Origin of the sequence: Pelagibacterium halotolerans (assembly GCF_044811015.1) — a bacterium.
Classification (GTDB): domain Bacteria; phylum Pseudomonadota; class Alphaproteobacteria; order Rhizobiales; family Devosiaceae; genus Pelagibacterium; species Pelagibacterium halotolerans_A.
Genome location: NZ_CP085243.1, coordinates 1,013,555 through 1,037,290, shown reverse-complemented (window position 1 = coordinate 1,037,290; position 23,736 = coordinate 1,013,555). Strand labels below are relative to the sequence as shown.

Sequence of the window (23,736 nt, the reverse complement as noted above, 5' to 3'; positions counted from 1 at the left end):
AACCAATTGAACGACAGACTATCGCGACGGTCGAGCCCCTGGCTCTCGTCGGATTTACCTTAGAGGAAAGACCAATGTTTCATGTAGCCAAAGTCACCATGGAGAATGGCGAGGTCAAGGTGCCGCAGGCGCTGGCGGGAACCCGTGCCGCAGTCGATGCCGCCGACACGGCGCTGATCCAGCTCGACGTGGCGGTGAGCGACGTCGCGGGCTATGTCCGGCGCGGCGACGATCTGGTGATCCAGCTCAAGAGCGGCGAGGTGATCGTTCTTGCGGACTATTTCGACGACGGTAACCGGGATGTTCCGGTGCTCGATCTGCTCACGAGCAATGGCGAATATGTGCCGGTCGAATTCGGGACCTCGGCGGCCGCGGACGGCGTGCTGACGCCGGCCGTCGGCGTGGCCGGGGTCGGAGCGGCGGGGGCTGCCGGTGCGGCGGGCGCGTTCGGCGGCCTGGGCGCGGCCGGGCTGGCCGGTCTCGGCGCGCTGGCACTCGGCGGCGTCGTGGCGGTGGCCGGCGGCAGCGGCGGCGGCAAGAATGGCGGCGGGGGCAGCGATAGCTATGTGTCCCAGCCCGAGATCACGCTTTATGGCCCGGAGGGCATGTCGGGAACCGGCAAGCCGGGCGACACGATCACGATCCACAATGAAACGACGGGCCAGGATATGGGCTCGGTAACCATCCCCGACGACGGCAACTGGTCGATCACCTTCGACCCGAGACCCGGCCCGAACGATCATCTCACCGTGACCGAGACCAGCCCTGAGGGCGGGACGTCCGAGCCGGTCGACCTGACGCCCGGCACGGCGCGTCCCGAAGCGCCCGATATCGACCAGTACGGCCCCGACAAGATTTCCGGCACGGGCAAGCCCGGCCATACCGTCAAGGTGACCGACGAAACGACCGGCAAGGTGATCGGCGAGACGACGGTCAAACCCGACGGCACATGGTCGATCACGCCCGATCCCAAGCCGTCCAATGGCGATCAGGTGGTCGCGGTCCAGAGCGATCCGAACGGTTACGATTCCCCGGGCACCGAGGTGACCATCGGCGCGAACCGGCCGCCGGCGCCGGAGATCGACCAGTACGGTCCGGACAGCTTCTCGGGCACCGGTACGCCGGGCGATACGGTGACCCTGGTCGATGAGTCGACCGGCCAGCAGCTCGGCCAGGTCGAGGTCGGCCCGGACGGCAAATGGTCGATCGAGCCCAACCCCAAGCCGGGCAATGGCGATCAGGTCACCGCTGTCGAGACCGACAAGAACGGCAACGATTCTCAGGGCTCGGACGTCACCATCGGTGCCAACCGCCCCGATGCACCGACCATCGACCAGTACGGCCCGGACGCCATCACCGGCACCGGCACGCCGGGCAATTCGGTGACAGTGACCGATGAGACCACCGGTCAGGTGATCGGCAAGGGGACTGTCGGCGAGGATGGCACGTGGTCGATCACGCCCGATCCCAAGCCGTCCAATGGCGATCAGGTCACCGCGGTCCAGAGCGATGCGAACGGCAACGATTCCCTGGGCGCGGACGTCACCATCGGCACCAACCGCCCCGATGCGCCGGACGCGCACCAGGAGGGGACGACGCTCATGGGCACCGGCACGCCGGGCGACAGCATCACCATCGTCGACAAGGACACCGGCCAGGTCGTGGGCAAGACGACGGTGGGCGACGACGGCAAGTGGAGCACGACGCTCTCCCCCGCACCGGCCAACAATGCCGGCCTCTCGGTCACCCAGACCGACAAGAACGGCAACGATTCCCAGCCCGATACGGTAACCTGGGACGCCGTCGCGCCCGCCAGCGCCACGATTGCGGCGTCCGACGGGGCGGCGATCACCGGGCTTGCCGAACCCGGCACGACGGTCACGATCGAATGGGCCGGCGGGAAGGAGACCGTGCAGGTCACCGGCGATACCTTCAACTACACCTTCCCCTCCAAGCTGCCCGATGGCACTGCGGTGACGGTGACGCTCAAGGATGCGGCGGGCAATGTCTCCGAGCCGGTCACGGTGGTGACCGATACCGACGGCAGCGGCTCGGGCATCGGTGCTGCCGCCATGCCGGCGGCGCCCTCGATCAGCGCCAGCAATGGCACCGTGGTTTCGGGCTCGGCCCCCATCGGCACGACGGTGATGCTCGACCTCGATGGCGACGGCACTTCGGATGCGAGCGTCGCCACCAAGGCAGACGGCACCTGGAGCTACACGCCATCGACGCCTTTGGCCGACGGCACGGCAGTGACGGCGTGGACGCAGGACAGCGACGCCACGCCGCAGGTCTCATCGAAACAGACCATGACGGTGGATGCGCACGTTCCCGATACGCCGGTGTTCTTCCTCTCGCACGGGATCTCCGCCATCGGCACGGGCACGCCGGGCTCGGAGATCAGCGTCGACTCGACCGGCGACGGCGTCGCGGACTTCACCACGACCGTGGGTGCCGACGGCACCTGGGAGGTGAAGAATATAATCCCGCGCCCCCAGGATAAGGAAGGCGATCCGGTGCACGTCTGGGCGACCGACCCCGAGACCGGCGCGATGTCGGGCCGGGTCGAGCAGGTCGTGGATGCGACGGCGCCGGGCAATCCGGACATCACCGCGGCGGGGGCCAGCATGGTCACGGGCACGGTGGACGAGGCCTTCGCCACGATGCTGCTCGACCAGAACGGCGACGGCGTGATCGACGTGACCACGACCGCGGACAGCGCGGGCAACTGGAGCTTCACCGGCCTCTCGCTCGCCAACGGCACCGAGGTCGCCGTGCGCTCAATGGACGGGTCGGAGAACAAGTCGCTGGAGGTGAAGGCGACGGTGGATGCGACGAAGCCGGTGGCGACGATTGTGAATGCGGATCCGAAGTTTACGCTCAACAATATCACTGGGGATACGGGTGGGTACAGTTTTGGCGTGGGTGTGGGCGATTTCAACAAGGATAGCATCGATGATATCTATGTTGTGAACGGCGGCCAAGCAAACCAACTCTGGCTCAGTGATAAGAACAATCCGGGACAGTTCACTGTCGGCACAAGCGCCAGCGGAACGACTGAAGGGAGTTATGGCGTGGGTGTGGGCGACTTCAACAAGGATGGCTTCGACGATATCTACGTCTCGAATGTCGGCCAGGCAAACCAACTCTGGTTCAATGACAAAAACAATCCAGGGACTTTCAACCCCGGTAACACAAGCGCTAGCGGCACGAGTGAAAGTAGTCGGGGGGGCGTTGTGGGCGATTTCAACAAGGATGGCTTCGATGATATCTATGTCGTGAACGGCGGCCAAGCGAACCAACTCTGGTTCAATGACAAAGACAATCCAGGGACTTTCAATCCTGGTAACACAAGCGCCAGCGGCACGAATGAACAAAGTCTTGGCGCGGTTGTGGGTGACTTCAACAACGACGGGCTCGACGACATCTATGTGGCTAATGCCGGCGCACCGAACCAGCTCTGGATCAATAACAAAGACAATCCAGGGACTTTCAACACCGGCGGCACAACCGCCAGCGGAACGACTGAAAACAGTTATGGCGTGGCTGTGGGCGACTTCAACGGCGATGGCCTCGACGACATCTATGTTGCGAATAACGGCCAAGCCAACCAACTCTGGCTTAATGACAAAGACAATCCAGGGCAATTCAAGCCTGGAAGCACAAGCGCTAGCGGAACGACTGAAAACAGTTTTGGCGTGGCTGTGGGCGACTTCAACGGCGATGGCCTCGACGATATCTATGTTGCGAATGTCAATGGACCAAACCAACTCTGGCTCAATGACAAAGACAATCCAGGGCAGTTTAAAGCCGGCGGCACAAGTGCCAGCGGAACGTCAGTAAGCAGTTATGGCGTGGCTGTAGGTGATTTCGACGGCGACGGCCATGACGATATCTATGCAGCGAATTATAATCAGGACAACGCGCGCTGGCTCAATGACGGCCTCACGATCAACGCTGGAGACAGCATCGACGTCAAAAGCAGTGCTAAAGGCACCGTCTATCTGGTCAACGACTCGGTGACAGTGAACAGTCTGAACGACATCACCAACGCCGCCGACGATCACCAGAACGCGGTCGAGATCACGGACGAGACGCAAACCGTGGCGCTCGATACGGACGGCCTCCTTGGCAGCGGCGCGAGCTATCACGCCTATGCCGTGGATCTGGGCGGCAATCTCTCGCTCATGTCGGAGATGAACCTCGTCATCACCTGAGGCCTGACCTCCCTGCCCGGGGCCATCCTCCCGGCCTCGGGCGCAGCGCATGCGGGGGCCGCGGCGCTTGCCGCGTTCCCTCCCCTCATCCCGGCCCTCGTCTTGCGGCGACCGAGGGCTCAAGGGTGGCCGCGAAAGCGGCCGGATGAGGGCGGCACACGCCCCCCTCGCATGCGACACCTCTTCCTCAGGCATTATCGCTCTTGCACCACGCTCTCCCCTCTCTCCGGCACTCCGCTATCGGTTCTCGTGCTACGCCATCCCATACCCCACCGTCATCCTCGCGCTGGACGCGAGGATGACGGTGGGGGGAGCAGGTGCAGTGCGTTCAGCAATGCCGCATTCGTGGGAAATTTCGCTTCAAGCGATTGCCCTGCATTGCCTCCGATTTTCCACCTTTCACGACCGAAAATCCCTCGCCAGCCCTCCGCCGCCGAATTTTAAATCAGGCTCTAATTATCGTTGCCGATCAGCCCGTTTTCGATCGCATAGCGGGTCAGGCCCGCTGTCGTCGCAATGCCGAGCTTTTTCTTTATGTTCTTGCGGTGCGTTTCGACCGTCCGCGTCGAAATGTCGAGCGTGGCCGCGACATCCTTGTTGCTCTTGCCCCCGGCGATCAGCAGCAGGATTGCCTGCTCGCGGGTCGTGAGCGCCCGCGTTTTTGCGTCCGCCCTGCGTTCGAGCAGAACGTCGGAAACCCCCGAAGAAAAGAAGGTGCCGCCATTGGCCACCGTTTCTATGGCGTTGATGATCTCATCGGTCGAGACGTCCTTGAGGATATAGCCCGACGCGCCATACATGACCGAGGTCGAGATATATTCCCGGCTGTCGTGCATCGAGAGCATCAGAAGCCGTGTTGCCGGTGTCTGCTCCTTGAAAAGTTCAATGGCATCGAGTCCGTTGAGTTCGGGCATGTTGATATCCATCAAGACGACGTCGGGCTGGCTTGCCCGCGCGATCTCCAACGCCGCGCGTGCTGACGGCGCGGCACCGACCACGTCGATATGATCATAGGTTTCCAGGATCGCCTTGAGTCCATCGAGCACCAGCGGATGGTTATCGACGAGAAGAACCTTGATGGGTGTGAGACGGGTCATGCGACGTTTGCCAGCTTTGACGATTTGATGAAGACCGACTTGGGCAGCGTTGCATGGAGCGTGGTGCCCGAAGGACCGGTATCGACCAACAGCGTACCGCCGAAATGGGCCATGCGCTCCTGCATATTCCGCAGGCCCAGACCGCCGGGACCGACGCCCGGTTTTTTGCGTGTGTGTTCGGCAAAGCCGCGTCCATTGTCGCTGATCACCATTTGCACCCGGCCATGCGGGCTTGAAAGCTTTATCCTGACATGTGTTGCATTGGCATGCCGCTCGATGTTGTTGAGCGCTTCTTGCGCGACGCGATAGAGTGCGGTTTTGGATTCGGGAATAATGACGTTCTTGAACGCGACCGCTTCGAGGTCCACACAAATGCCGGTTCGCTCGATGAAATTATGCGTGAGCGCTTCGAGCGCGGCGGAAAGCCCAAGATCGTCAAGCGCCGAGGGACGCAGGTCGTGGCTCAAACGCCGCACTTCCTTGATGGCGCCATTGAGTGCCTCGGCGCCTTTGTCGATCGCTTCGAACGCGCCGTCTGCACCGTTCTGCACCTTCCGCCGGGCCAGATCGATCGCATAGCGCACGCCTATGAGGATTTGCGAAATCCCGTCATGCAGTTCCCGCGCAATCCGGGTCCGCTCTTCTTCCTGGGTGTCGATCACCCGCTGCGTCAGTTCTTTGAGTTTGGTATCCGCCAGCCGCCGTTCATGGAGGTTGAGGACCATCCACGTGCCGAAAACCAGAAGCACCGAGGGCACCGCGATCAGCGCGACGGTGAGGAAGGTCGAATTGATGGAGTTCCGCAGATCGGCATTGGCTGCCGCGGTCTGGGCGTATACGTCATCGAGATAAACCCCGGTTCCCAGCATCCACTCCCACTTGTCGAGCCCGACGGCAAAGGACAGTTTTTCGGCGATCGTCTCAGCAGAGGGCTTTTCCCACATATACTGATGCAGTCCACCACCTTCGCGTGCCTTTTCGATCAAGTTGGCGATCACGAAGTCCCCATTGGGATCCTGCAAATCGATCCAGTTCTCTCCAACTCTGAACGGCTGGCGTGGGTGAACGACGTTGTTGCCGTCATAGTCATAGACGAAGAAATATCCGTCCTCGCCATAATCGAGCGAAGAGAGAATATCCCGCACCTGCTGTTTGGCTGCCTCGTCGTCAGGTCCGGCGTTCTGGTAGATTTCACTAATCGCCGAGATCGCGAGATTGGTGAGGTTCAAAAGCTCGGTCTGCTTGGCTTGGAGCATATTGCGCTCGAAAGTATCGATACTGGTGCGCGCAAGCTGCGTCGACTGCCAGGTGACAAGCGTCGTGATGGCCAGTATTGCCAGCACCAGCGGTACCACCGACAGCGCGAGAATCTGATGGCGTAGCTGCATATTTCTCTGAAAGCCTCCTCCGGCCTTTTGCTCTTAATAGCACGGATTTGGCCGACCGATCTGCGTAGTAGTGGGTAGCATTTCGTCACAAAGATTGTCACCATCAGCAACCGGGGCTCGACAGTGCGCTCGGCTTTGCGCTCTGCTTGCCCCGCGCTACGTCCGAGGCTGGGTCTATGCGGCTGGGGGACGGGCAAAAACTCGGTACCGTTTCAAGAGGCGCAGCATGCGCCCTCGGGAGGAAATAGATGAAAAGACGCGACTTTTTCAAAAAGGCCGGCGTAATGTCGGCTGGCGCTGCCGCTGCGACCGCAGGTCTGGCCGCTCCGGCGATTGCGCAGGGCAACATCACCTGGCGCATGGTCACCACCTGGCCCAAGAACTTCCCCGGCCTTGGCGTCGGCGCCCAGCGCCTTGCCGACCGGATTACTGCCGCATCGGGTGGAAGGCTTTCGGTGCAGGTCTTCGCCGCCGGTGAACTCGTTCCCGCGCTTCAGTCGATCGACGCCGTCATCGACGGCACGGCCGAAATGAGCCACGGCGCGGCCTATTACTGGCAGAACAAGAGCCAGGGCCTCTCGTTCTTCACCGGTGTACCCTACGGCATGACGAGCCGCGAGCTCGCCGCATGGGTGCGCTATTTGGGTGGCCAGGACATCTGGGACGAAATCTACGACCAGTTCGGCCTGAAGGGTTTCCTTTCGGGTGATACCGGCACGCAGGCTGGCGGCTGGTTCCGCAATGAGATCACCGGCCTTGCCGACATCCAGGGCCTGCGCTTCCGTACGCCCGGTCTCGGCGGTCAAGTCTGGGAGAAGATGGGTGCTTCGGTGACCAACCTAGCGGGCGGCGAAATCTTCCAGGCGCTTCAGTCGGGTACGCTCGATGCGGCTGAATTCGTGGGTCCCTATAACGACCTTGCTTTGGGTTTCTACCAGATTTGCAAGAACTACTACTTCCCAAGCTTCAACGAGCCGGGCCTTGCGACCGAACTCGTCGTGGACAAGGCGAAGTACCTCGAACTCCCCGAAGACCTTCAGGCCATCGTGCGCGACGTCTGCCAGGCAGAATACGATCAGGTTGCGTCCGACTTCTATGCCAACGATCCTCGTGCTCTCCAGACGCTCGTCAACGATCACGGCGTGACCTTGCGGACGTTCCCCGATGAAATCCTCGAAGCTGGCGCACAGGCCGCAACCGAGCTTCTGACCGGTATCCGCGAGAACGGTGATGCGCTGACCAAAAAGACGATCGAGAGCTATATCTCGGCCCTGAACCTCCTTCGCAGCCGCACTGAAGCCACCGATATGGGCTTCATGCGTGCCCGTGAACAATTTTTCTCGCTGAGCTAAATTATCTAAAGCCACGCGAGAAAAGCGAATGGCCCGGGCTTTGCCACCCGGGCCATTTTTGTGGGCAATATGTTTGCTCTTGATGGTTCGCTTGGCTGATTAATCAAAAAGGGGCACCCTGAAGTGCCCCTTTTGCGGTTATGTCGAACCTAACTGTAAACGACGCTCGGCAACCACGTTACGATTTGCGGGAAGAAGAACAGTAGAGCGATCGCGACGATCTGCAGGGCGACAAAGGGCAGGGCACCACGATAGATCATCCCGGTTGAAATCGCGTTCGGCGCGACCCCCCGCAGATAGAACAGCGAGAAGCCGAACGGCGGCGTCATGAAGCTGGTCTGGAGGTTAACACCCACCATCACGCCCAGCCAGATCGGGTCGATACCGAGTGTCAGAAGGATCGGCGCGGTGATCGGGATGATGATGAAGATGATCTCGAACGTGTCGAGGATGAACCCCAAAACGAACATGATCGCCATGACGACGACCATGGCGCCAATCGCCCCGCCCGGCAGGCCGGTGAGGAATTCGTGGACGAGATTGTCGCCGCCCATGAGCCGGAAAACGATTGAGAAGACCGACGCACCGAACAGGATAATGAAGATCATCGACGTGATCGTCGCGGTCGCGATGGCCGCTTCGCGCACCACCCGGAAGGACAACCGCCAGCGCAGGCCTGCAAGCAATGTAGCGCCGACGGCTCCGACGGAGCCAGCCTCTGTCGGCGTAGCAATGCCAGTGAGGATAGAACCGAGCACAGCAAAGATAAGGACAAGCGGTGGGATCAGCGCGACGATTACGTCCCGCCAGATGCCCTTGCGCTCTTCAGGTGTCATCGGTGTCGCCGGGCAAGTTTCGGGGTCGGTAATAGCCTTGAAAATCATCCAGCCGATATAGATGGCAACCAGCAATAGTCCCGGAATAAAGGCGCCGGCGAACAGGTCGCCGACAGTCACCGGAACGGGGGCGAAATTGCCCATTTCCATTTGCACTTGGGCGTTGATGGAGGAGAGCATATCGCCCATGAAGATGAGCACCGTCGACGGCGGGATGATCTGCCCAAGCGTGCCCGATGCACAGATAACGCCGCTGGCGAGCTTGGGGTCGTAGCCGGCCCGCATCATCGCGGGCAGCGAGATGAGTCCCATGGTGACGACCGTGGCGCCCACCACGCCCGTTGACGCAGCGAGCAGAGCGCCGACGACGATGACCGAAATGCCCAACCCGCCACGCAGCTTTCCAAAGAGCTTGCCCATGGTGAGTAGAAGCTGTTCGGCAATCTTCGAGCGCTCGAGCATGACGCCCATAAAGATGAAGAGCGGTACGGCGACCAGGACTTCGTTGGTCATGTACCCGATATAACGCGAGGCCAGCGCTCCGAGGTTCGAGGGGTCGAAAACCCCGAACCACATGCCGACCAGGCCGAAGAGCAGCGAGGTACCCGCAAGGGTGAAGGCAACGGGAAAACCCAATAGCAGAAAGCCGATCACGCCGAAGAAAAGAAGGCCGGAAAGAACTTCACCAATCAAAACAGTCGACATCTTCCCGCTACTCCTCGGCTGCGGTGGACGGGTAGCGGTAGAGCGGGGGAAGCATGTCTTCCTTGTCCGCCAGAACGAGAATGGATCGGCAGATCATTGCGATGCCCTGTAGCGCGATCAGTATGGCAAAGGCGAGAATGAAGCTCTTGAGAACGAAAAGTCCTGGCATTCCGCCGATATTCGCCGATCCCTCGAAATAGTGCCAGGAGCGCTGAACGTAAGGGATGCCCCAGATGAGAATCACGCTCATGAACGGGAGCAGGAAGAAAACCACGCCGATGATATCGGCAATCGCCTTCCAGCGCAGCGATGCCGGGCGGTAGAAGATATCGACACGGACGTGGTCGTCGCGAAAGAGTGCGAAACCGGCAACCGCCGTGAACATGGCCCCGCTGAGCCAGACATAGAGATCCTGCATCCACAAATAGGTCGTTCCGAAGCCGTAACGCAGTACGACGACTGCGAAACAGACCAGGACGACCCCTACGCTGAACCAGGAAAATATATGACCAACGAGCCGGTTCAGGCTGCCAATGGCCTGAACCGCGATGGCAAGCATACGCATGTGCCCCTCCCTAGGAATCCGGGTTTTCTTGGAGCATACCGCTATCGGCAGCCCTCGCAAACCGCAACGCGATTCAGTGGGTGGCAGCGCATGGTCACGCGCAAATGCCCGTAGAACTGGGTATTTTCACTCCCGACCGCGGAAGCGGCGCTGGTAATCCGGGCTATAGAGGGCGCTTTCGCGGAAATCGGCGGTGCCCAGACTGCGGCCGATGAAGATGATGGCGGTGCGCTCGATCGGGTCGGCGGCGAGAATTTCTTCAATGGTTTCAAGGGTTCCGCGGACAATCCTCTCGGTGTCCCAGCTCGCCCAGGCGACGATGGCGACCGGGCAGTCGGGGCCGTAGAGGGGGGTCAGTTCGGCGACGATGTCGGCGATGCGGTGGATGGCGAGGTGGATGGCCAAAGTGGCGCCGGTTTTGCCGAAATTGGCGAGCGTTTCGCCCTCGGGCATCTGCGAGGCGCGGCCGGAAAGGCGTGTGAGAACAAGGCTTTGTGCCTCGCCGGGGATCGTGAGCTCGCGCCCCAGCGATGCGGCTGCGGCGGCGAAGGCGGGGACGCCGGGGGTGAGGGTATAGGGGATGTCGTGGCGCTCGAGGCGGCGGATCTGCTCGGCGACGGCGCTCCAGACCGAAAGATCGCCCGAATGGAGGCGCGCGACGTCTAAGCCCTTGTTATGCGCGGATAAAAACTCCGCCTCGATCTCGTCGAGCGAGAGCGGAGCGGTGTCGACGACGCGCGCGTTCGATGGGCACGATGAAACAATTGTGGGAGGAATGATGGAGCCGGCATAAAGGCACACCGGACAGGTCGTAACGAGCCTAAGTCCGCGCACGGTAATGAGATCCGCCGCGCCGGGGCCGGCGCCGATGAAATGCACGGTCATGCCATCGTCCCTTCACGCTTGATCCATACCCATTGGGTGACCGGCATGGCGGGTCTCCAGCCGGTCATCGACCCCAGCGGCTCGGCGCGCGAAATGGCAATGCGGGTGAGGGTGCCGCCCAGTTCGCGGTGGACGACCGAGAGCAGGGTTTCCATTTCGAGGGTCACCGCATTGGCGACGAGCCGCCCTCCGATGCGGAGGGCTTTTATTGCGGCGTCGAGTACGCCGTCATCCGTACCGCCCCCTCCGATGAAGATGGCGTCGGGCGTTGGAAGACCCGCGAGCGCCTCGGGCGCGCTACCTGTCTTCACCTCGAGACCGGGGACGCCGAAGGCGGTGGCGTTGGCGGCGATGCGGGCGCGGCGGGCAGCGTCGGGTTCGATGGCGATGGCCTTGAGGGAGGGGTCGGCGAGGAGCCATTCTATCGCGACCGAGCCCGAACCTGCGCCGATGTCCCACAGTAGCTGTCCGCGTAAGGGGGAGAGGGACGAAAGCGTAAAGGCCCGGACCTCGCGCTTGGTGATCTGGCCGTCGGTTTCGAAGAGGTCGTCGTTCAAGCCCGGTGTGAGCGGCAGGACCCGCGCGTGACTCTCTGCGTTCACCTCGATGGCCAGGACGTTGAGAGGACTCACGTTTTCGAGGGCGTATTGATCGGCCCGCACCTCACGTACCGCTTCATCGGCGCCGCCGAGGGCCTCGAGGACGGTGAGCGGGCTTGGGCCGAACCCGTTATCGGAGAGGAGCCGCGCGATCTGGCCCGGCGCGGTGCCATCGGAGGTCAGCGCGAGGATGCGGCGGCCCGGATGCAGGTGCGGGAGGACGAGCGCAATGGGGTGGCCGTGGAGCGAGAGCGTTGTCACGTCCTGAAGCGCCCAGCCCATGCGCGCGGCGGCGAGCGAGAAGGCGGAGGGGGCGGGGATAACGTGCATTTCGGACGCATTTATACGCTTGGCGAGCGTCGCGCCGACGCCGTGCGAGAACGGGTCGCCCGAGGCGAGGACGCAGACGCGTTTCCGGTTTCTCAGGCGCACGATCTCTTCGATGGAGGTTTCGAAGGGGGACTGCCAGCGGCGCGTTTCCTTGAGGCCGAGAGATTCCACAAGGCCGAGATGGCGGGCGCCGCCGAAGACGATTTCGGCATCGGTGATGAGCGTGCGTGTGGCCGGGGGAAGGCCGTCGAGGCCATCTTCACCGATACCGATGATGGTGAGCCAGCGGTCAGGCATTGGCTTTTCCATCCTCCCTGAGGTCACCCCGGGCGAAGTCCCGGGGCAAGGTATGCGCGCCGTTTTCGATTCTTGCACCAGAGCGTGCCAAGGGAGGAGCGGGAAGGAATCCACGCATGTCGAGGATAGAACCGAGAGCGGCGCGCATACCTTGTCCCGGGACAAGCCCGGGATGACATGGTGGGGGTGTGGCAGCCCGTTGGCTAAAACCGGATACCGCCGGGCTTGACCCGGCGACCTTGCGACGTTTCTTCCGCGCTCCACCGGTGGCGGCGTTGCCAGGTCCGCGGGTCAAGCCCGCGGATGACGACGGGAAGGGGAGTGTCGGTTGAGAGAACAGTGCTCGCGCCTTACTCATTCTCCGCCTCCGGCACGAAGCGCGGGGTGTAGACGAGGTCGGGCTGGCCGTCGCGCGGCACCACGCGCGTATGGGCGTTGCCGATGAGGATGCAGGTGGCCATATCCGCCATATCGGGGTGGGCATCCGCAAGGGGCACGGTCTGGATCGCTTCGTCCGGGCGGCCGATGGCACGGCCGAAAATCACCGGAATCGAATTGGGCAGGATTTCGCGCAAAGTGCTGAAAGCTTTGCCCAATTGCAAGGGGCGAGCTTTTGAGATCGGGTTGTATAGCGCTATGGCGAACCCGGCGCTTGCGGCGGCGCGCAGGCGGGTTTCGATGACCGTCCAGGGCTTGAGATTGTCCGAAAGCGAGATGGCGCAGAAGTCGTTGCCCAGGGGCGCGCCGAGGCGTGCGGCGACGGCCATCATTGCGGTGATGCCGGGGACAATGCTGAGCGGGACTGCGCCATAGGTTTCGCGGTCGGCATCGATGGCTTCGCAGACGGCGGCGGCCATGGCGAAGACGCCTGGGTCTCCACCCGAGACCATGCAAACGGTCTTGCCGGCCAACGCGGCATCGAGGGCGGCGCGGGCGCGGGCGAGCTCTTCGCGGTTGTCCGAGGCGTGGCGCTCCTGGTTCGGGCGAAGCTCGAGGCGGTCGAGATAGGGCTTATAGCCGAAGAACAGCGTCGACGCCGCGACCGCAGCCTGCGCTTCGAGCGTCATCTGCTCGGGGTTTCCCGGCCCGGTGCCGATGACATAGAGCGCGCCGGTCATGGCCGTTCCGTCCAGCCGGGTACGAGGATTTGCGAGAAATAGGGGGCGGGGGTGCCGTCGCGCTCGGCAAGGCGAACGACTTTTGAGGCCGCCATGGTGCCGCGCTCGACATAGATGGCGCGGTCGAGCTTGCCTGCGTCTTCGAGTGCGCCACGGATTTTGGGCAGGTTGCGCCCGACCTTCATGATGACCGCACTGTCTGTGTCCCTGAGGCGAAGTGCCAGCGTTTCGCGCGAGAGCGTGCCGGGGAGGACCGTGAAGATATCATCGCCCTGCATCAGGGGCACGCCAGCCTCCGACCAGCAGCCCGAAAGGCTGGTGACGCCGGGGATCACCTCGGTCTCGTAGCGGGGCGCCAGCCGGGCATGGATGTGCATGTAGGAACCGTAGAAGAACGGATCGCCTTCGGAGAGGACGGCCACGGTGCGACCGGCATCGAGATGGCCGGCAATGGCTGTCGCGGACTCATCGAAGAAGGCGGCGATTGAGTCTCTGTAGGCGTCTTCCTTGCGGTCGAGTTCGGTCGTCACCGGATAGGCGAGCGGCAGTTCGATGGCCTTGGCGGGCCAGTGCGGCGCGACGATGCCGCGCGCGTTGCCGTTGCGGCCTTTCTTTAAAAAGTGCGCGATGACATCGGCATTGAGGATGGCCCGCACCGCCTTGAGCGTCAGAAGTTCTGGATCGCCGGGGCCCGTACCGACGCCGATCAGTTTTCCCGGTTCGGTCATAGGCCGGGCCTCGCCAGTGCGTTGATGGCCGCCGCGGTCATTGCGCTGCCGCCCAATCGGCCTTCGACGATGGCGTAAGGAACGCCGTAGGAATTCTCGCTAAGCGCTTGTTTTGACTCGGCTGCGCCGACGAAGCCAACGGGCATGCCGATGATCGCGGCGGGCTTTGGCGCGCCGTCGCGCAGGAGTTCGAGCAGGTGGAAGAGCGCGGTGGGCGCATTGCCGATGGCGACGAGCGCGCCTTCGAGCCGGGGGAGCCAGATGTGGATCGCGGCAGCCGAGCGGGTGTTGCCGTGATCCTGCGCGAGATAGGGCGTTTCGGGATTGTGCAGTTCGCAGATGACGTCGTTGTTCGCCGGCAAGCGCGCACGGGTGACGCCGCGCGCGACCATTTCGGCGTCTGTGAAGATCGGGGCGCCGTTCTGGAGAGCATTGCGGGCGGTATCGACGAAGCCTTCGGAGAAGCGGAAATGCTCTGCCGCTTCGACCATTCCGCAGGCGTGGATCATCCGCACCGCGACCTCGGCTTCCGCTGGCGAGAAGCGGGAGAGGTCGGCTTCGGCTCTGATCGTCGCGAAGGACTGGCGGTAGATCGCCTCGCCGTCGCGGATATAGTCGTAGGTGGTCATAGGCGTGTTCCGTTCATCCTGATTGGCACGCTCTTTGAGGCACGGCCTTGCCATCCGCACGGCGTTCCTTCTCCCCTTGAGGGACAGGGCAATCGCATATGACTTCGGCTTGCGCCGAATACCCCCACCCCTAACCCCTCCCCACAAGGGAGAGGGGGACTCTGTGCACTGCCCCGCCGGAGGCACGGCATGTCTCCCTCCCCTTGATGGGGAGGGGTTAGGGGTGGGGTGGAGCCACACGCACTGCTCATATGCGATAGCCCTGCCTTGAGGGAGAAGGTGGTCGCGAAGCGGTCGGATGAGGGGTGCCTGCAGTGCTGCGAACAGCGCAGCGTTCGTGCATTGTCGCTGGCGCGCACCCCTCATCCGACCCTCGCTGCGCGAGGCCCACCTTCTCCCTCAAGGGGAGAAGGGGAACCGTGCACGTTGGGACGCTGTGCTTGAGCCGTTCGTCGCCGGTGCCGGAAGGTGCGCAATGAGTCATCTTCTAGATCTGCCTGAAGCTATCGAGACTGGTGCCGTTCGCGGGGCGGTTGGCCCGGGCGCGGAGCGCGAGATCGGCGATTGCCTCTTCAATAGCGTTCGGGTCGAGGAGCGCAAGCGGGTTTTCCGCTCCCTCCCCATGGAGAACCAGGCGGTTGCCTGTGAGCATCAGGCCCGGACGGCCCGGATAGGCGCAGCCCTTGGCGCAGGTCGAGACGTGGATGTGGAACGAGCCGTCGATCAGATCCGGTGCCGTGGCGAGGAAGGCAGTCGCGACGTCGGCGGCGTGGATAACGCCGTTCTTGCTCGCTTCCGCACCCGAGCAAAGCGTGAGCGCGGCCCCCTCGGCGTTCGGACGCGTCCAGTAGCCAAGTGCCGCGACGGCGGGGGACAGAGCTTGCAGGGCCGCGCTGTCGAAGCCGGTCAGAACCAGTGTCCGGTCCGGGGCGGGGGTGACGGCGTCAACGCCGTGGGCTTCGAGGGTCTTTGCAAGCGTCCGCAGCGATCCGGCTTTGTCCTGGCCGAAGGGTACACCGATCCGCAGGCCCGGTTCGCCATCGGCAAGCGCGAGCGGGCCCATGGAGAAATAGACCGGCTGGGTGAACGCCGGGGGCGCCGGGTGCAGATGGGGCAGGGCGGTGCGCAGTTCCGGTGCTTCGAGATCGGTGCCGCGGGCGCGCGGGCCTCTGGCCTGCAGCCTGCTCAAAAGCGCATCGACCGTTTCGGGGACATCGGCCTCGTCGAGTTGGCCGAGCGTCTGGCCGCCGGTTTCGAGCACCCAGCCTTCGGCCTGCGCGATCAGCCGGATGTCGGATTTGAGATTGTCGAGCCGGATCTGGCCGCCGCTCAGGATGGTGATCGCGAGCTTGGGCGAGAGCGGCGCGCGGGCAAGCGCGGCGTCGCAGACCGGTTTGAGCGCTTGTGCAAGCGGACGCGGATCGGCGGTCTCCTTGGGATCGCGCCCGGCGATGGGGGAGATTTCGATTGCAATGCCGGTGACCGCGGCGATGCCGGCGTCATCGAACGCGGCGCGTAAGGGAGAGACGGTTTCATCTCTGAGCCCGCGCACCTGCAGGTTGCCGCGCGCGGTGACTTCGATCCGCCCATTGCCAAAAGCTTCGGCTGCATCGGCGAGCGCGGCAAGTTGCGCGGGTGTCAGCGCGCCGCCCTGTGGGCGGAAACGCGCGAGCAGCCCGTCCGCCGTCTGCATGGGGGCGGCGAGACTGGGACAGGCGCCGCGCGGGGCGGGCTTTTGCGGGCTGGCGGATGGCATATGCGTGAGGCGACTCCCGGTTTGGCGAGAGTCTTATCAGGGTGCGCGGGGCGGAGCAAAGCGGCGGAGTACGCTGGACTGTGCGGTGCAATTATTGAATAATTGCAGCACATTTATTCAATGAGGAAAAACGTTATGGTGCACCGGACAGCACCGCTGGAAATGATCGACAGCAAGGCTGTCAAAGCCCTTGTCGATGCGCAAGCAATCGAGGGGGCGGTGGTGCTTGGGCGGCCTGGGGGGTGGGCAGTGCTCGTGCGCTACGGCAATCATGAGCGTGTGATTGCAGCGCAGCGTTCCCACCGGATGCGTCTCTGGCGCAACCTTAATACCGTCGCGGCTTTCGTGCACCATGAGCTGGGTATGCCGCAATTTACGGTGGATGCGGAGGCGTACGACCCGGAGGTGAACAAGCGCGAGCGGCCGGACGCTGCGGAACGGCAGCGCCAGTTGCAGGAAGCGGCAGAGCATGACTCCTGGTTCCGGGCGGAGGTGCAGAAGACGTTGGACGGGATTGCGGCCGGGACCGTTCGGATGATCTCGGACGAAGAGCACAAGCGCTCATGGCAAAAGAAGCGGGCGGAATTGCTTGCGCGCATTGAGCGCGGTGAATGAAGCGCCTTATCTGGTCTCAGGAAGCCGAAGACGATCTCGAGGCGCTCACCGATTATATCGCGCTCGATGATGTCATGGCGGCGATCCGCGTGCGTGACGAGCTTGAAACGCAGATTGCACGGCTGCAGGACTATCCGTTCTCCGGCAGAGAAGGCCGGTTGAACGGCACGCGCGAGCTTATCGTCGTGCGCACGCCCTTCGTTGTCATTTATAAAGTTGACGATGTGGTCGAGGTGCTCCGCGTACTACATGGGGCGCAGAGGTGGCCGGGGCCCCCATAGCGTTACATTCTGCGCAGTAAATACACATCCATGATCCAGCCATGCGCCTTGCGCGCCGCGTCCCGCGCCTTCGAAATCTCCGCGGCAACCTCCGAGAGCGGGCCTTCGATCAGGATTTCCGCGTCCATGCCGACATAGGCGCCCCAATAGATGTGGAGCCCTTCGGGGTCGATCTGTTCGTAGGATTTTTGCCCGTCGAGCATCACGACGACGCTGTCGGCGCCCTCGGGCCAGCTCTCGCGGAGCTTGCGGCCGGTGGTGATCGTCACGGGGTTGCCGATGGTGTTGAGCGGGATGGCGAAGGCGGCGGTGAGGATCTGGATGCTGGTGAGGCCGGGGATGACGCGGACGGTGAAATCGAGCGTGCCGCGCGATTTGACGCGTTCGAGGATGCGCAACGTGCTGTCGTAGAGGCCGGGATCGCCCCAGACGAGGAGAGCGCCGGTTTCGTTTTCGTCCATGTCCGAGATGAGAGTCTCGTACTGGTCGGCGATGGCCTCGTGCCATTCGGCGACGCCGCGCTGATAGTCCGGATGGGCGGCGTCGCGGATGGGCAGGGCGAATTCGACGTTGCGGTGGGCTGATGTGACGTAGCGTGCGACGATGGCGCGCCGGATCGCGGCGAGGGCAGCCTTTTCGTCGCCCTTGGTGGGGACGAAGACCGTATCGGCGGCGTTGAGCGCGTCGATGGCTTCGACGGTCATATGCGCGGGATTGCCCGTGCCGATGCCGATGACGAGGATTTGACGCATGCCGTGCCGATCCGGATAAGCTCTGTTGCGGCCTTTCTAGCCGGGTTCGGGGGTGGCGCGAAACCTTGCGGTTTACCGTGCACCGAGATTTTTTGTTCGCGGGGTCTTGTGCGCGCGGGGCGCAAACTTTAGATGGTGCCTCTCCGCGTTGTTCCGGCGCGGATTTTTGGTGTCCAAGTGCCCGGTTGCGGGCACCTAGGAGGTTCGAACGTAAAGATTGACGCTGCAAACGCCCTATTACCTGCTCGACAAGTCGGTCATTCTCCGCAACATGGAAAAAGTCTCGTATTTGCGCGCGCAGTCGGGCGTCAAATGCGTCCTTGCGCTCAAGGCCTTCGCGACCTGGTCCGTGTTCGACGTGATGCGCGACCATATGGACGGGACGACGTCCTCCTCGCTCAATGAAGTGAAGCTCGGCCGCGAGAAATTCGGTGGCGAGACGCATGCCTATTCGGTGGCCTGGGCCGATCACGAGATCGACGAGGCGATCGGCAATTGCGACAAGATCATCTTCAATTCGGTCAATCAGTTCGAGCGGTATTCGGATAAGGCGTTCGCGGCGGGCAAGTCGGTCGGCCTGCGGATCAATCCGGGGCTGAGCCATTCGCACTTTATCCTCGCGGACCCCGCGCGCCCGTTCTCGCGGCTGGGGGAATGGGACATGGAGCGGATCGAGCCGGTGCTCGGGAAGATCTCGGGGGTGATGTTCCACTTCAACTGCGAGAACGACGAGTACGACAGCCTCGATAATCTGCTTGGGCAGATTGAGGAGCGCTATGGCGAAATTCTCCGTGGGTTGGAGTGGGTTAGCCTTGGCGGTGGAATCAGGTTCACAAACGAGGGCTACCCTATCGACGCGCTCGCGCAGCGCTTGAAGGGGCTTTCGGAACGCTATGGCATACAGCTTTATCTCGAGCCGGGTGAGGCGACGGTGACACAATCGACTTCGCTTGAGGTGACGGTGCTGGACGTCGTCTATAACGGCAAGCATGTGGCCATCGTTGACTCATCGACCGAAGCGCATATGCTCGATCTGCTGACTTATGACGAATACGCCAGCGTGGCGCCGAATACCGGGCCACACACGTATATGATCTGCGGCAAAACCTGTCTTGCCGGAGACATTTTTGGGGAGTTCCAGTTCGAAACCGAGCTCAAGGCGGGGGACCGCATATCGATCCTCGATGCCGGCGGCTACACGATGGTCAAGAAGAACTGGTTCAACGGTGTCCATATGCCTGCAATAGCGGTCAAGCATCTGGACGGGCAGGTGGAACTCGTAAGGGAGTTCACGTTTGAGGACTACGCGCGGAGCCTGTCGTAACGCTTGGGGTGAGATCCCGGACTTCGGCAGCGTCGCGTAGTGAGGGCCTGCTAACACTTATGGATAGGGGTTTGATTTTGCATAAATCGTTCAATGCCAAGTGTTTTCCCGCAGCGAAGGGGCTCCCCTTCGCAAGGGGAAACGCGCCGTCAGTGGGCGATTTATGCAAAACCCTCCGGGCGGGTCATAGCCCGGCCCCTTGTCGCGAAAAATCCCGCTTGTGGAAAAGCGTCCACGGCGCGGCATTTTCCACGAAAGTTGCTCGGGCTATGACCCGTCAAACCCCTATCCATAAGTGTTAGCAGGCCCTGAAGTTCAACCTCTCGAAAAGGTGTTACGTGAGAAGTGAAAAAGAACGTTCTGATCATCGGTGCAGGAGGTGTGGCGCAAGTCGTCGCCCATAAGTGTGCGCAGCATAACGATGTCCTCGGTGACATCCATATCGCCTCGCGCACGGTCGAAAAATGCCGGGATATCATCGCGAGTGTCATCGAGAAGAAGGCGCTCAAAAAGCCCGGTGTCATCGAAGCGCATCAACTCGACGCGCTCGATATCGAGGCCACAAAGGCCCTGATCGCGAAAACCCGGTCCCAGATCGTCATCAATGTCGGATCGGCCTTCATCAACATGTCCGTCCTCGAAGCGTGCATCCAGACGGGTGTGGCTTATATCGACACGGCCATCCATGAAGAGCCCGACAAGATCTGCGAGACGCCCCCCTGGTACGGCAATTACGAATGGAAGCGGCGCGAGCGCTGCGAGAAGGCCGGCGTGACGGCAATTCTCGGCGCGGGGTTCGACCCGGGTGTCGTCAACGCTTATGCCGCGCTGGCGGTCGATGAGTATTTCGACGAGGTTTCCTCGATCGACATCATCGACATCAATGCGGGCAGCCACGGGAAGTATTTCGCGACCAATTTCGATCCCGAAATCAATTTCCGCGAGTTCACGGGCGTGGTCTATTCCTGGCAGGACGGCCAGTGGCAGACCAACAAGATGTTCGAGGTCTCGCGCACCGACGATCTGCCGGTGGTGGGCGAACGCACGTCCTACCTCTCCGGCCATGACGAGCTGCATTCGCTCTCGCGCAATCTCGATGTGCCCGACATCCGCTTTTGGATGGGTTTTGGCGAGCACTACATCAACGTCTTCACGGTGCTCAAGAACCTCGGGCTCTTGTCCGAGCAGCCGGTGACGACCGCGGAGGGGCTCGAAGTCGTGCCCCTGAAGGTGGTGAAGGCCGTGCTGCCCGATCCGTCCTCGCTTGCCCCCGAATATGAAGGCAAGACCTGCATCGGGGACAAGGTCAAAGGCATCAAGGACGGTGAGGAACGCGAGGTCTTCATCTACAATGTCGCGGACCACAAGGACGCGTATAACGAGGTGGGCAGCCAGGGGATCTCCTATACTGCCGGCGTGCCGCCCGTCGCCGCGGCGATCCTTGTCGCCAAAGGCACCTGGGACGTCCACAAGATGGTGAACGTGGAAGAACTTCCGCCGCAACCCTTCCTTGGGCAGCTCAACGTGATGGGGCTCCAGACCTCGATCCGTGATGAGAACGGCGACCGTGATCTCTCGTTCGCGGATTGGGTCGCATCGGAGGCCAAGGAAAAGCGCAAGGCGACGGCCCGCTCGTAAGAGTAAAGGTCCGGAAAAGCGTGTAGGCCCGCGCCGGTTCGACCGGGGCGGGCTTTTCTGTGCTATGGCTACCAAGTATCACGCCACAGAGGATTTGGCAGGTTTGCATCGTCTCTATCCCCCATCACCGTCATCCTCGCGCTTGACGCGAGGACCCGCCACGCTGCCGCGTGCCGAGCAGAAGTCGGGCGCGCCGCGCAAGCTCAAAGCGCCCAACCCCTGCTCGGACGGCTTCAAGGCTGCAGGTCCTCGCGTCAAGCGCGAGGATGACGGCGGAGTGGGGGGCGAGGTCGTGCAACCTTTCAAGATCATTGTGCAGGACCATCAGGAGCAAACCGGAGGGCAGGATGGGAAAATCCGACGATACACGCCGCTCGGGCACCGTGCAGTCGGTCGAGCGCGCTCTGGCGATCCTAGAAGTGCTGGGCGAGGATGAGGAAGGGTGGCGGCTGACCGATCTCGCCGCGCGTACGGGGCTTTCCGCATCGACGGTGCACCGGCTTCTCACCACGCTCGAGCAGCGCCGCTTCGTCCAGTTCGACCGGACCGACGGCATGTGGCACGTGGGGCGGACCGCATTCACGGTTGGGTCGGCATTTGCGCGCGAGCGCAACTTCGTGGCGCCGGCTCTGCCAGTTCTGCGCAGCTTACGCGACCAGACGCGGGAGACGGCCAATCTCGGCATCATCGATGAGGGCGAGGTCGTGGTGCTCACCCAAGTGGAAAGCCGTGAGATCATGCGCGCGATCACACGTGTCGGTGGCAGGGCGCCGGTCATATCGTCGGGGATGGGCAAGGCGATCCTCGCATCTTATCCCAAGGCGGATGTCGACGCCGTCATCAAGCGCTTTGGCATGCGTAAAAGTACCGGCAACACGATCACTGACCGCAAGCGCCTCGATGACGATCTTACGGCCACCCGTGCGCGGGGCTATGCGATCGACGATGAGGAATACGTCCTTGGCCTGCGTTGCGTGGCAGCTGTCGTTTATAGTGCCAATGCCGAGGCACTCTGCGCAATTTCCGTCTCGGGGTTATCGGCCCGCGTGACAGAAGAGCGTCTCGAAACCCTGGGCCGCCTGGTTGCCGAGGCAGCGCAAGAACTTACAGGCCTGCTTGGCGGAACGGCACCGTCGCCATCATCGCGGTAGAAAAACGTACCCTGAAATCGACGTTTTATTCGGATGTAATCGGCTTCAAGGCCGCTCAAAACGGGCTTTTGAGGTATAGTTAAGGAAAACTTTCTCCGTTAGGCTACTTGCCTCCGGCGATGCAGTCGTCGTATTAATAAGGAAAAATGAATTAACAAGACAGGCGCATCTTTCGCCACCCCAAGAAACGCGCGAACTCTTTGGCTGAGGCGAGTCTTTTCGCCCGGGGGGACGTCATGTTGGAACTGGCCGATGGTGCGAATGTACTGTCGCAGATCGAGCATTTGTATGATGCGGCTTTGGACGGTGGCTTGTTCGAGACAGTTCTCGATACCGTCGCACAGCCACTTAGCGGCGCGGTGGTGTTGCTCTACGGTCAGGATACGGTTCGCCAGAACTGCAATTTCCTGTTGCACAGAGGGCTCAACGTCGATGCGCTGCGCTCGTATATGACCGGGTTCGTCCAACGGAATGTCTTGTTCGAACGTCAATGGGCGCAAATGCCGGGGCGTATCTATCAGGATTACGAACTGCTGGAGCGAGAAGCCTTCGTCAATTCCCGGTTCTACAAGGACTGGCTGTCCTGGCAGGGGCCGTACGAAAGTGCGACAGGAATAGTCCTGTACCGATCAGGTATGCAGCAATTGGTGTTGGAGGTCCGCTATCCCGAACATAAGGCGGACATCCTGCGGCAGCAGGTGACGCGCGTCCTCGAGCGGCTGGCGCCGCATATGATGCGGGCGACACGGATATTCCATTTCCGCCATCACCATCCGATGGAAAACCAGTTCATCAACAATATTCTTCAGCTTTTGCCGTTCCCGGTCGTGCTGGTCGGGCGCGACGCCCGCGTGCAGAGCATGAACGCGCGCGCCGACGTTCTCGCGCGGAAGATGGAGGCTATATTCTTGAGTGCCGATGGCTATCTGTACGCTATCGATCCGGCCGACGACGTCAGACTCAGGTCGCGAATCGCGGAGTTGGCCCAGGCTTGCCGCCCCAGTTCGGAAATCATCGTTTTGAAAAAGCACGACGACAGCGGCCATTATTTCGTTTCGATCATGACCTTGGAGCCGTCGCCCGATATGGCTGGAAGCCCCGGTTATGACCATTTTGGCTCCTCGGATCGCCGCCTGGCGTTGATCATCCAGGATAGCGCTGAAGCGCTGCGGCTCACCCATGACGCGCTTTGGCGGATATTTGGATTGACAAGCGCCGAGGCGGAACTCGCAAGCTCGCTTCTAAATGGGCGGACGATAGGCGAATACGCTGCCGAGCGCGCGATCTCCAAGCAAACACTGCGTAATCAACTCGCATCGATCATGAAAAAAACAGATACATCGCGGCAATCACAGCTTGTTGCGCTTTTGACACGATTGGCAGTTTCGGCCGTGAACTAAAATTGTTCCAGCTTGACCGGGCATAACATTAGTTTAATTTCGTACCGGTAATATCCAGATTTTGGAATAAATT

The 23,736-nt window shown here is 61.8% G+C and carries 19 protein-coding genes; 8 read left to right on the top strand and 11 right to left on the bottom strand.

The window, feature by feature from the left end; genetic code table 11:
• Positions 1-74 precede the first annotated feature (74 nt).
• Positions 75-4,217 (top strand): Ig-like domain-containing protein, encoded by a 4,143-nt coding sequence (locus LG281_RS05120; RefSeq protein WP_404405017.1) that lies wholly within the window; start codon positions 75-77, stop codon positions 4,215-4,217.
• Positions 4,218-4,669: 452 nt separating this feature from the next.
• Here LG281_RS05120 and LG281_RS05115 read toward each other — a convergent pair whose 3' ends face one another.
• Complete coding sequence (locus tag LG281_RS05115; protein WP_404405015.1) at positions 4,670-5,314, bottom strand: response regulator; 645 nt, start codon at positions 5,312-5,314, stop codon at positions 4,670-4,672.
• Positions 5,311-6,702 carry a cache domain-containing protein gene (locus LG281_RS05110; RefSeq protein WP_404405013.1) on the bottom strand — a complete coding sequence of 464 codons (1,392 nt, stop codon included), beginning with the start codon at positions 6,700-6,702 and terminating at the stop codon, positions 5,311-5,313. The genes LG281_RS05115 and LG281_RS05110 overlap by 4 nt, the downstream gene beginning before the upstream one ends.
• A gap of 248 nt (positions 6,703-6,950) precedes the next feature.
• On the opposite strand from LG281_RS05110, the gene LG281_RS05105 reads away from it, so the two are divergent.
• Complete coding sequence (locus LG281_RS05105; protein WP_404405011.1) at positions 6,951-8,054, top strand: TRAP transporter substrate-binding protein; 1,104 nt, start codon at positions 6,951-6,953, stop codon at positions 8,052-8,054.
• A gap of 149 nt (positions 8,055-8,203) precedes the next feature.
• On the opposite strand, the gene LG281_RS05100 is transcribed toward LG281_RS05105, so the two are convergent.
• The 8 genes from LG281_RS05100 to LG281_RS05065 all read right to left on the bottom strand — a co-directional run bounded on the left by LG281_RS05100 (position 8,204) and on the right by LG281_RS05065 (position 16,502).
• Positions 8,204-9,595, bottom strand: a complete 1,392-nt coding sequence (locus LG281_RS05100; RefSeq protein WP_404405009.1) for a TRAP transporter large permease subunit — start codon at positions 9,593-9,595, stop codon at positions 8,204-8,206.
• A gap of 7 nt (positions 9,596-9,602) precedes the next feature.
• Positions 9,603-10,160 carry a TRAP transporter small permease subunit gene (locus LG281_RS05095; RefSeq protein WP_404405007.1) on the bottom strand — a complete coding sequence of 186 codons (558 nt, stop codon included), beginning with the start codon at positions 10,158-10,160 and terminating at the stop codon, positions 9,603-9,605.
• Positions 10,161-10,286: 126 nt separating this feature from the next.
• On the bottom strand, positions 10,287-11,045 hold the full coding sequence (cobM, locus tag LG281_RS05090) for a precorrin-4 C(11)-methyltransferase (protein WP_404405005.1): 759 nt from the start codon (positions 11,043-11,045) through the stop codon (positions 10,287-10,289).
• Positions 11,042-12,271, bottom strand: a complete 1,230-nt coding sequence (cbiE, locus tag LG281_RS05085; protein WP_404405003.1) for a precorrin-6y C5,15-methyltransferase (decarboxylating) subunit CbiE — start codon at positions 12,269-12,271, stop codon at positions 11,042-11,044. Before cbiE ends, cobM begins: the two co-directional genes overlap by 4 nt.
• Positions 12,272-12,621: 350 nt before the next feature.
• On the bottom strand, positions 12,622-13,389 hold the full coding sequence (locus LG281_RS05080) for a precorrin-3B C(17)-methyltransferase (protein WP_404405001.1): 768 nt from the start codon (positions 13,387-13,389) through the stop codon (positions 12,622-12,624).
• The gene (locus LG281_RS05075) at positions 13,386-14,117 is read right to left on the bottom strand and encodes a precorrin-2 C(20)-methyltransferase (protein ID WP_404404999.1); all 732 of its coding nucleotides are present in this window, start codon (positions 14,115-14,117) and stop codon (positions 13,386-13,388) included. Before LG281_RS05075 ends, LG281_RS05080 begins: the two co-directional genes overlap by 4 nt.
• On the bottom strand, positions 14,114-14,746 hold the full coding sequence (locus tag LG281_RS05070) for a precorrin-8X methylmutase (protein WP_404404997.1): 633 nt from the start codon (positions 14,744-14,746) through the stop codon (positions 14,114-14,116). Before LG281_RS05070 ends, LG281_RS05075 begins: the two co-directional genes overlap by 4 nt.
• Before the next feature lie 487 nt (positions 14,747-15,233).
• Entirely contained in the window at positions 15,234-16,502 is a 1,269-nt protein-coding gene (locus tag LG281_RS05065; protein WP_404404995.1) for a precorrin-3B synthase, read from the bottom strand.
• A gap of 135 nt (positions 16,503-16,637) precedes the next feature.
• Here LG281_RS05065 and LG281_RS05060 point away from each other — a divergent pair, with 135 nt between their 5' ends.
• Positions 16,638-17,117: a hypothetical protein gene (locus tag LG281_RS05060; RefSeq protein ID WP_404404993.1), complete on the top strand. Its 480-nt coding sequence runs from the start codon at positions 16,638-16,640 to the stop codon at positions 17,115-17,117.
• Complete coding sequence (locus tag LG281_RS05055; protein WP_404404991.1) at positions 17,114-17,398, top strand: type II toxin-antitoxin system RelE/ParE family toxin; 285 nt, start codon at positions 17,114-17,116, stop codon at positions 17,396-17,398. The genes LG281_RS05060 and LG281_RS05055 overlap by 4 nt, the downstream gene beginning before the upstream one ends.
• A gap of 2 nt (positions 17,399-17,400) precedes the next feature.
• On the opposite strand, the gene cobF is transcribed toward LG281_RS05055, so the two are convergent.
• Positions 17,401-18,150, bottom strand: coding sequence for a precorrin-6A synthase (deacetylating) (gene cobF, locus LG281_RS05050; RefSeq protein ID WP_404404989.1), 750 nt, complete (start codon positions 18,148-18,150; stop codon positions 17,401-17,403).
• Positions 18,151-18,421: 271 nt separating this feature from the next.
• Here cobF and LG281_RS05045 point away from each other — a divergent pair, with 271 nt between their 5' ends.
• From LG281_RS05045 to LG281_RS05030, 4 genes are all read left to right on the top strand, one after another.
• Positions 18,422-19,474, top strand: a complete 1,053-nt coding sequence (locus LG281_RS05045) for a carboxynorspermidine decarboxylase (protein ID WP_404406624.1) — start codon at positions 18,422-18,424, stop codon at positions 19,472-19,474.
• A 345-nt stretch (positions 19,475-19,819) separates the two neighbouring features.
• A complete protein-coding gene (locus LG281_RS05040) occupies positions 19,820-21,112 on the top strand; it encodes a saccharopine dehydrogenase NADP-binding domain-containing protein (protein WP_404404987.1) in 1,293 nt (430 codons plus the stop codon).
• Positions 21,113-21,459: 347 nt separating this feature from the next.
• On the top strand, positions 21,460-22,263 hold the full coding sequence (locus LG281_RS05035; protein WP_404404985.1) for an IclR family transcriptional regulator: 804 nt from the start codon (positions 21,460-21,462) through the stop codon (positions 22,261-22,263).
• A 236-nt stretch (positions 22,264-22,499) separates the two neighbouring features.
• Positions 22,500-23,663: a helix-turn-helix transcriptional regulator gene (locus LG281_RS05030; protein WP_404404983.1), complete on the top strand. Its 1,164-nt coding sequence runs from the start codon at positions 22,500-22,502 to the stop codon at positions 23,661-23,663.
• Positions 23,664-23,736: the final 73 nt, after the last annotated feature.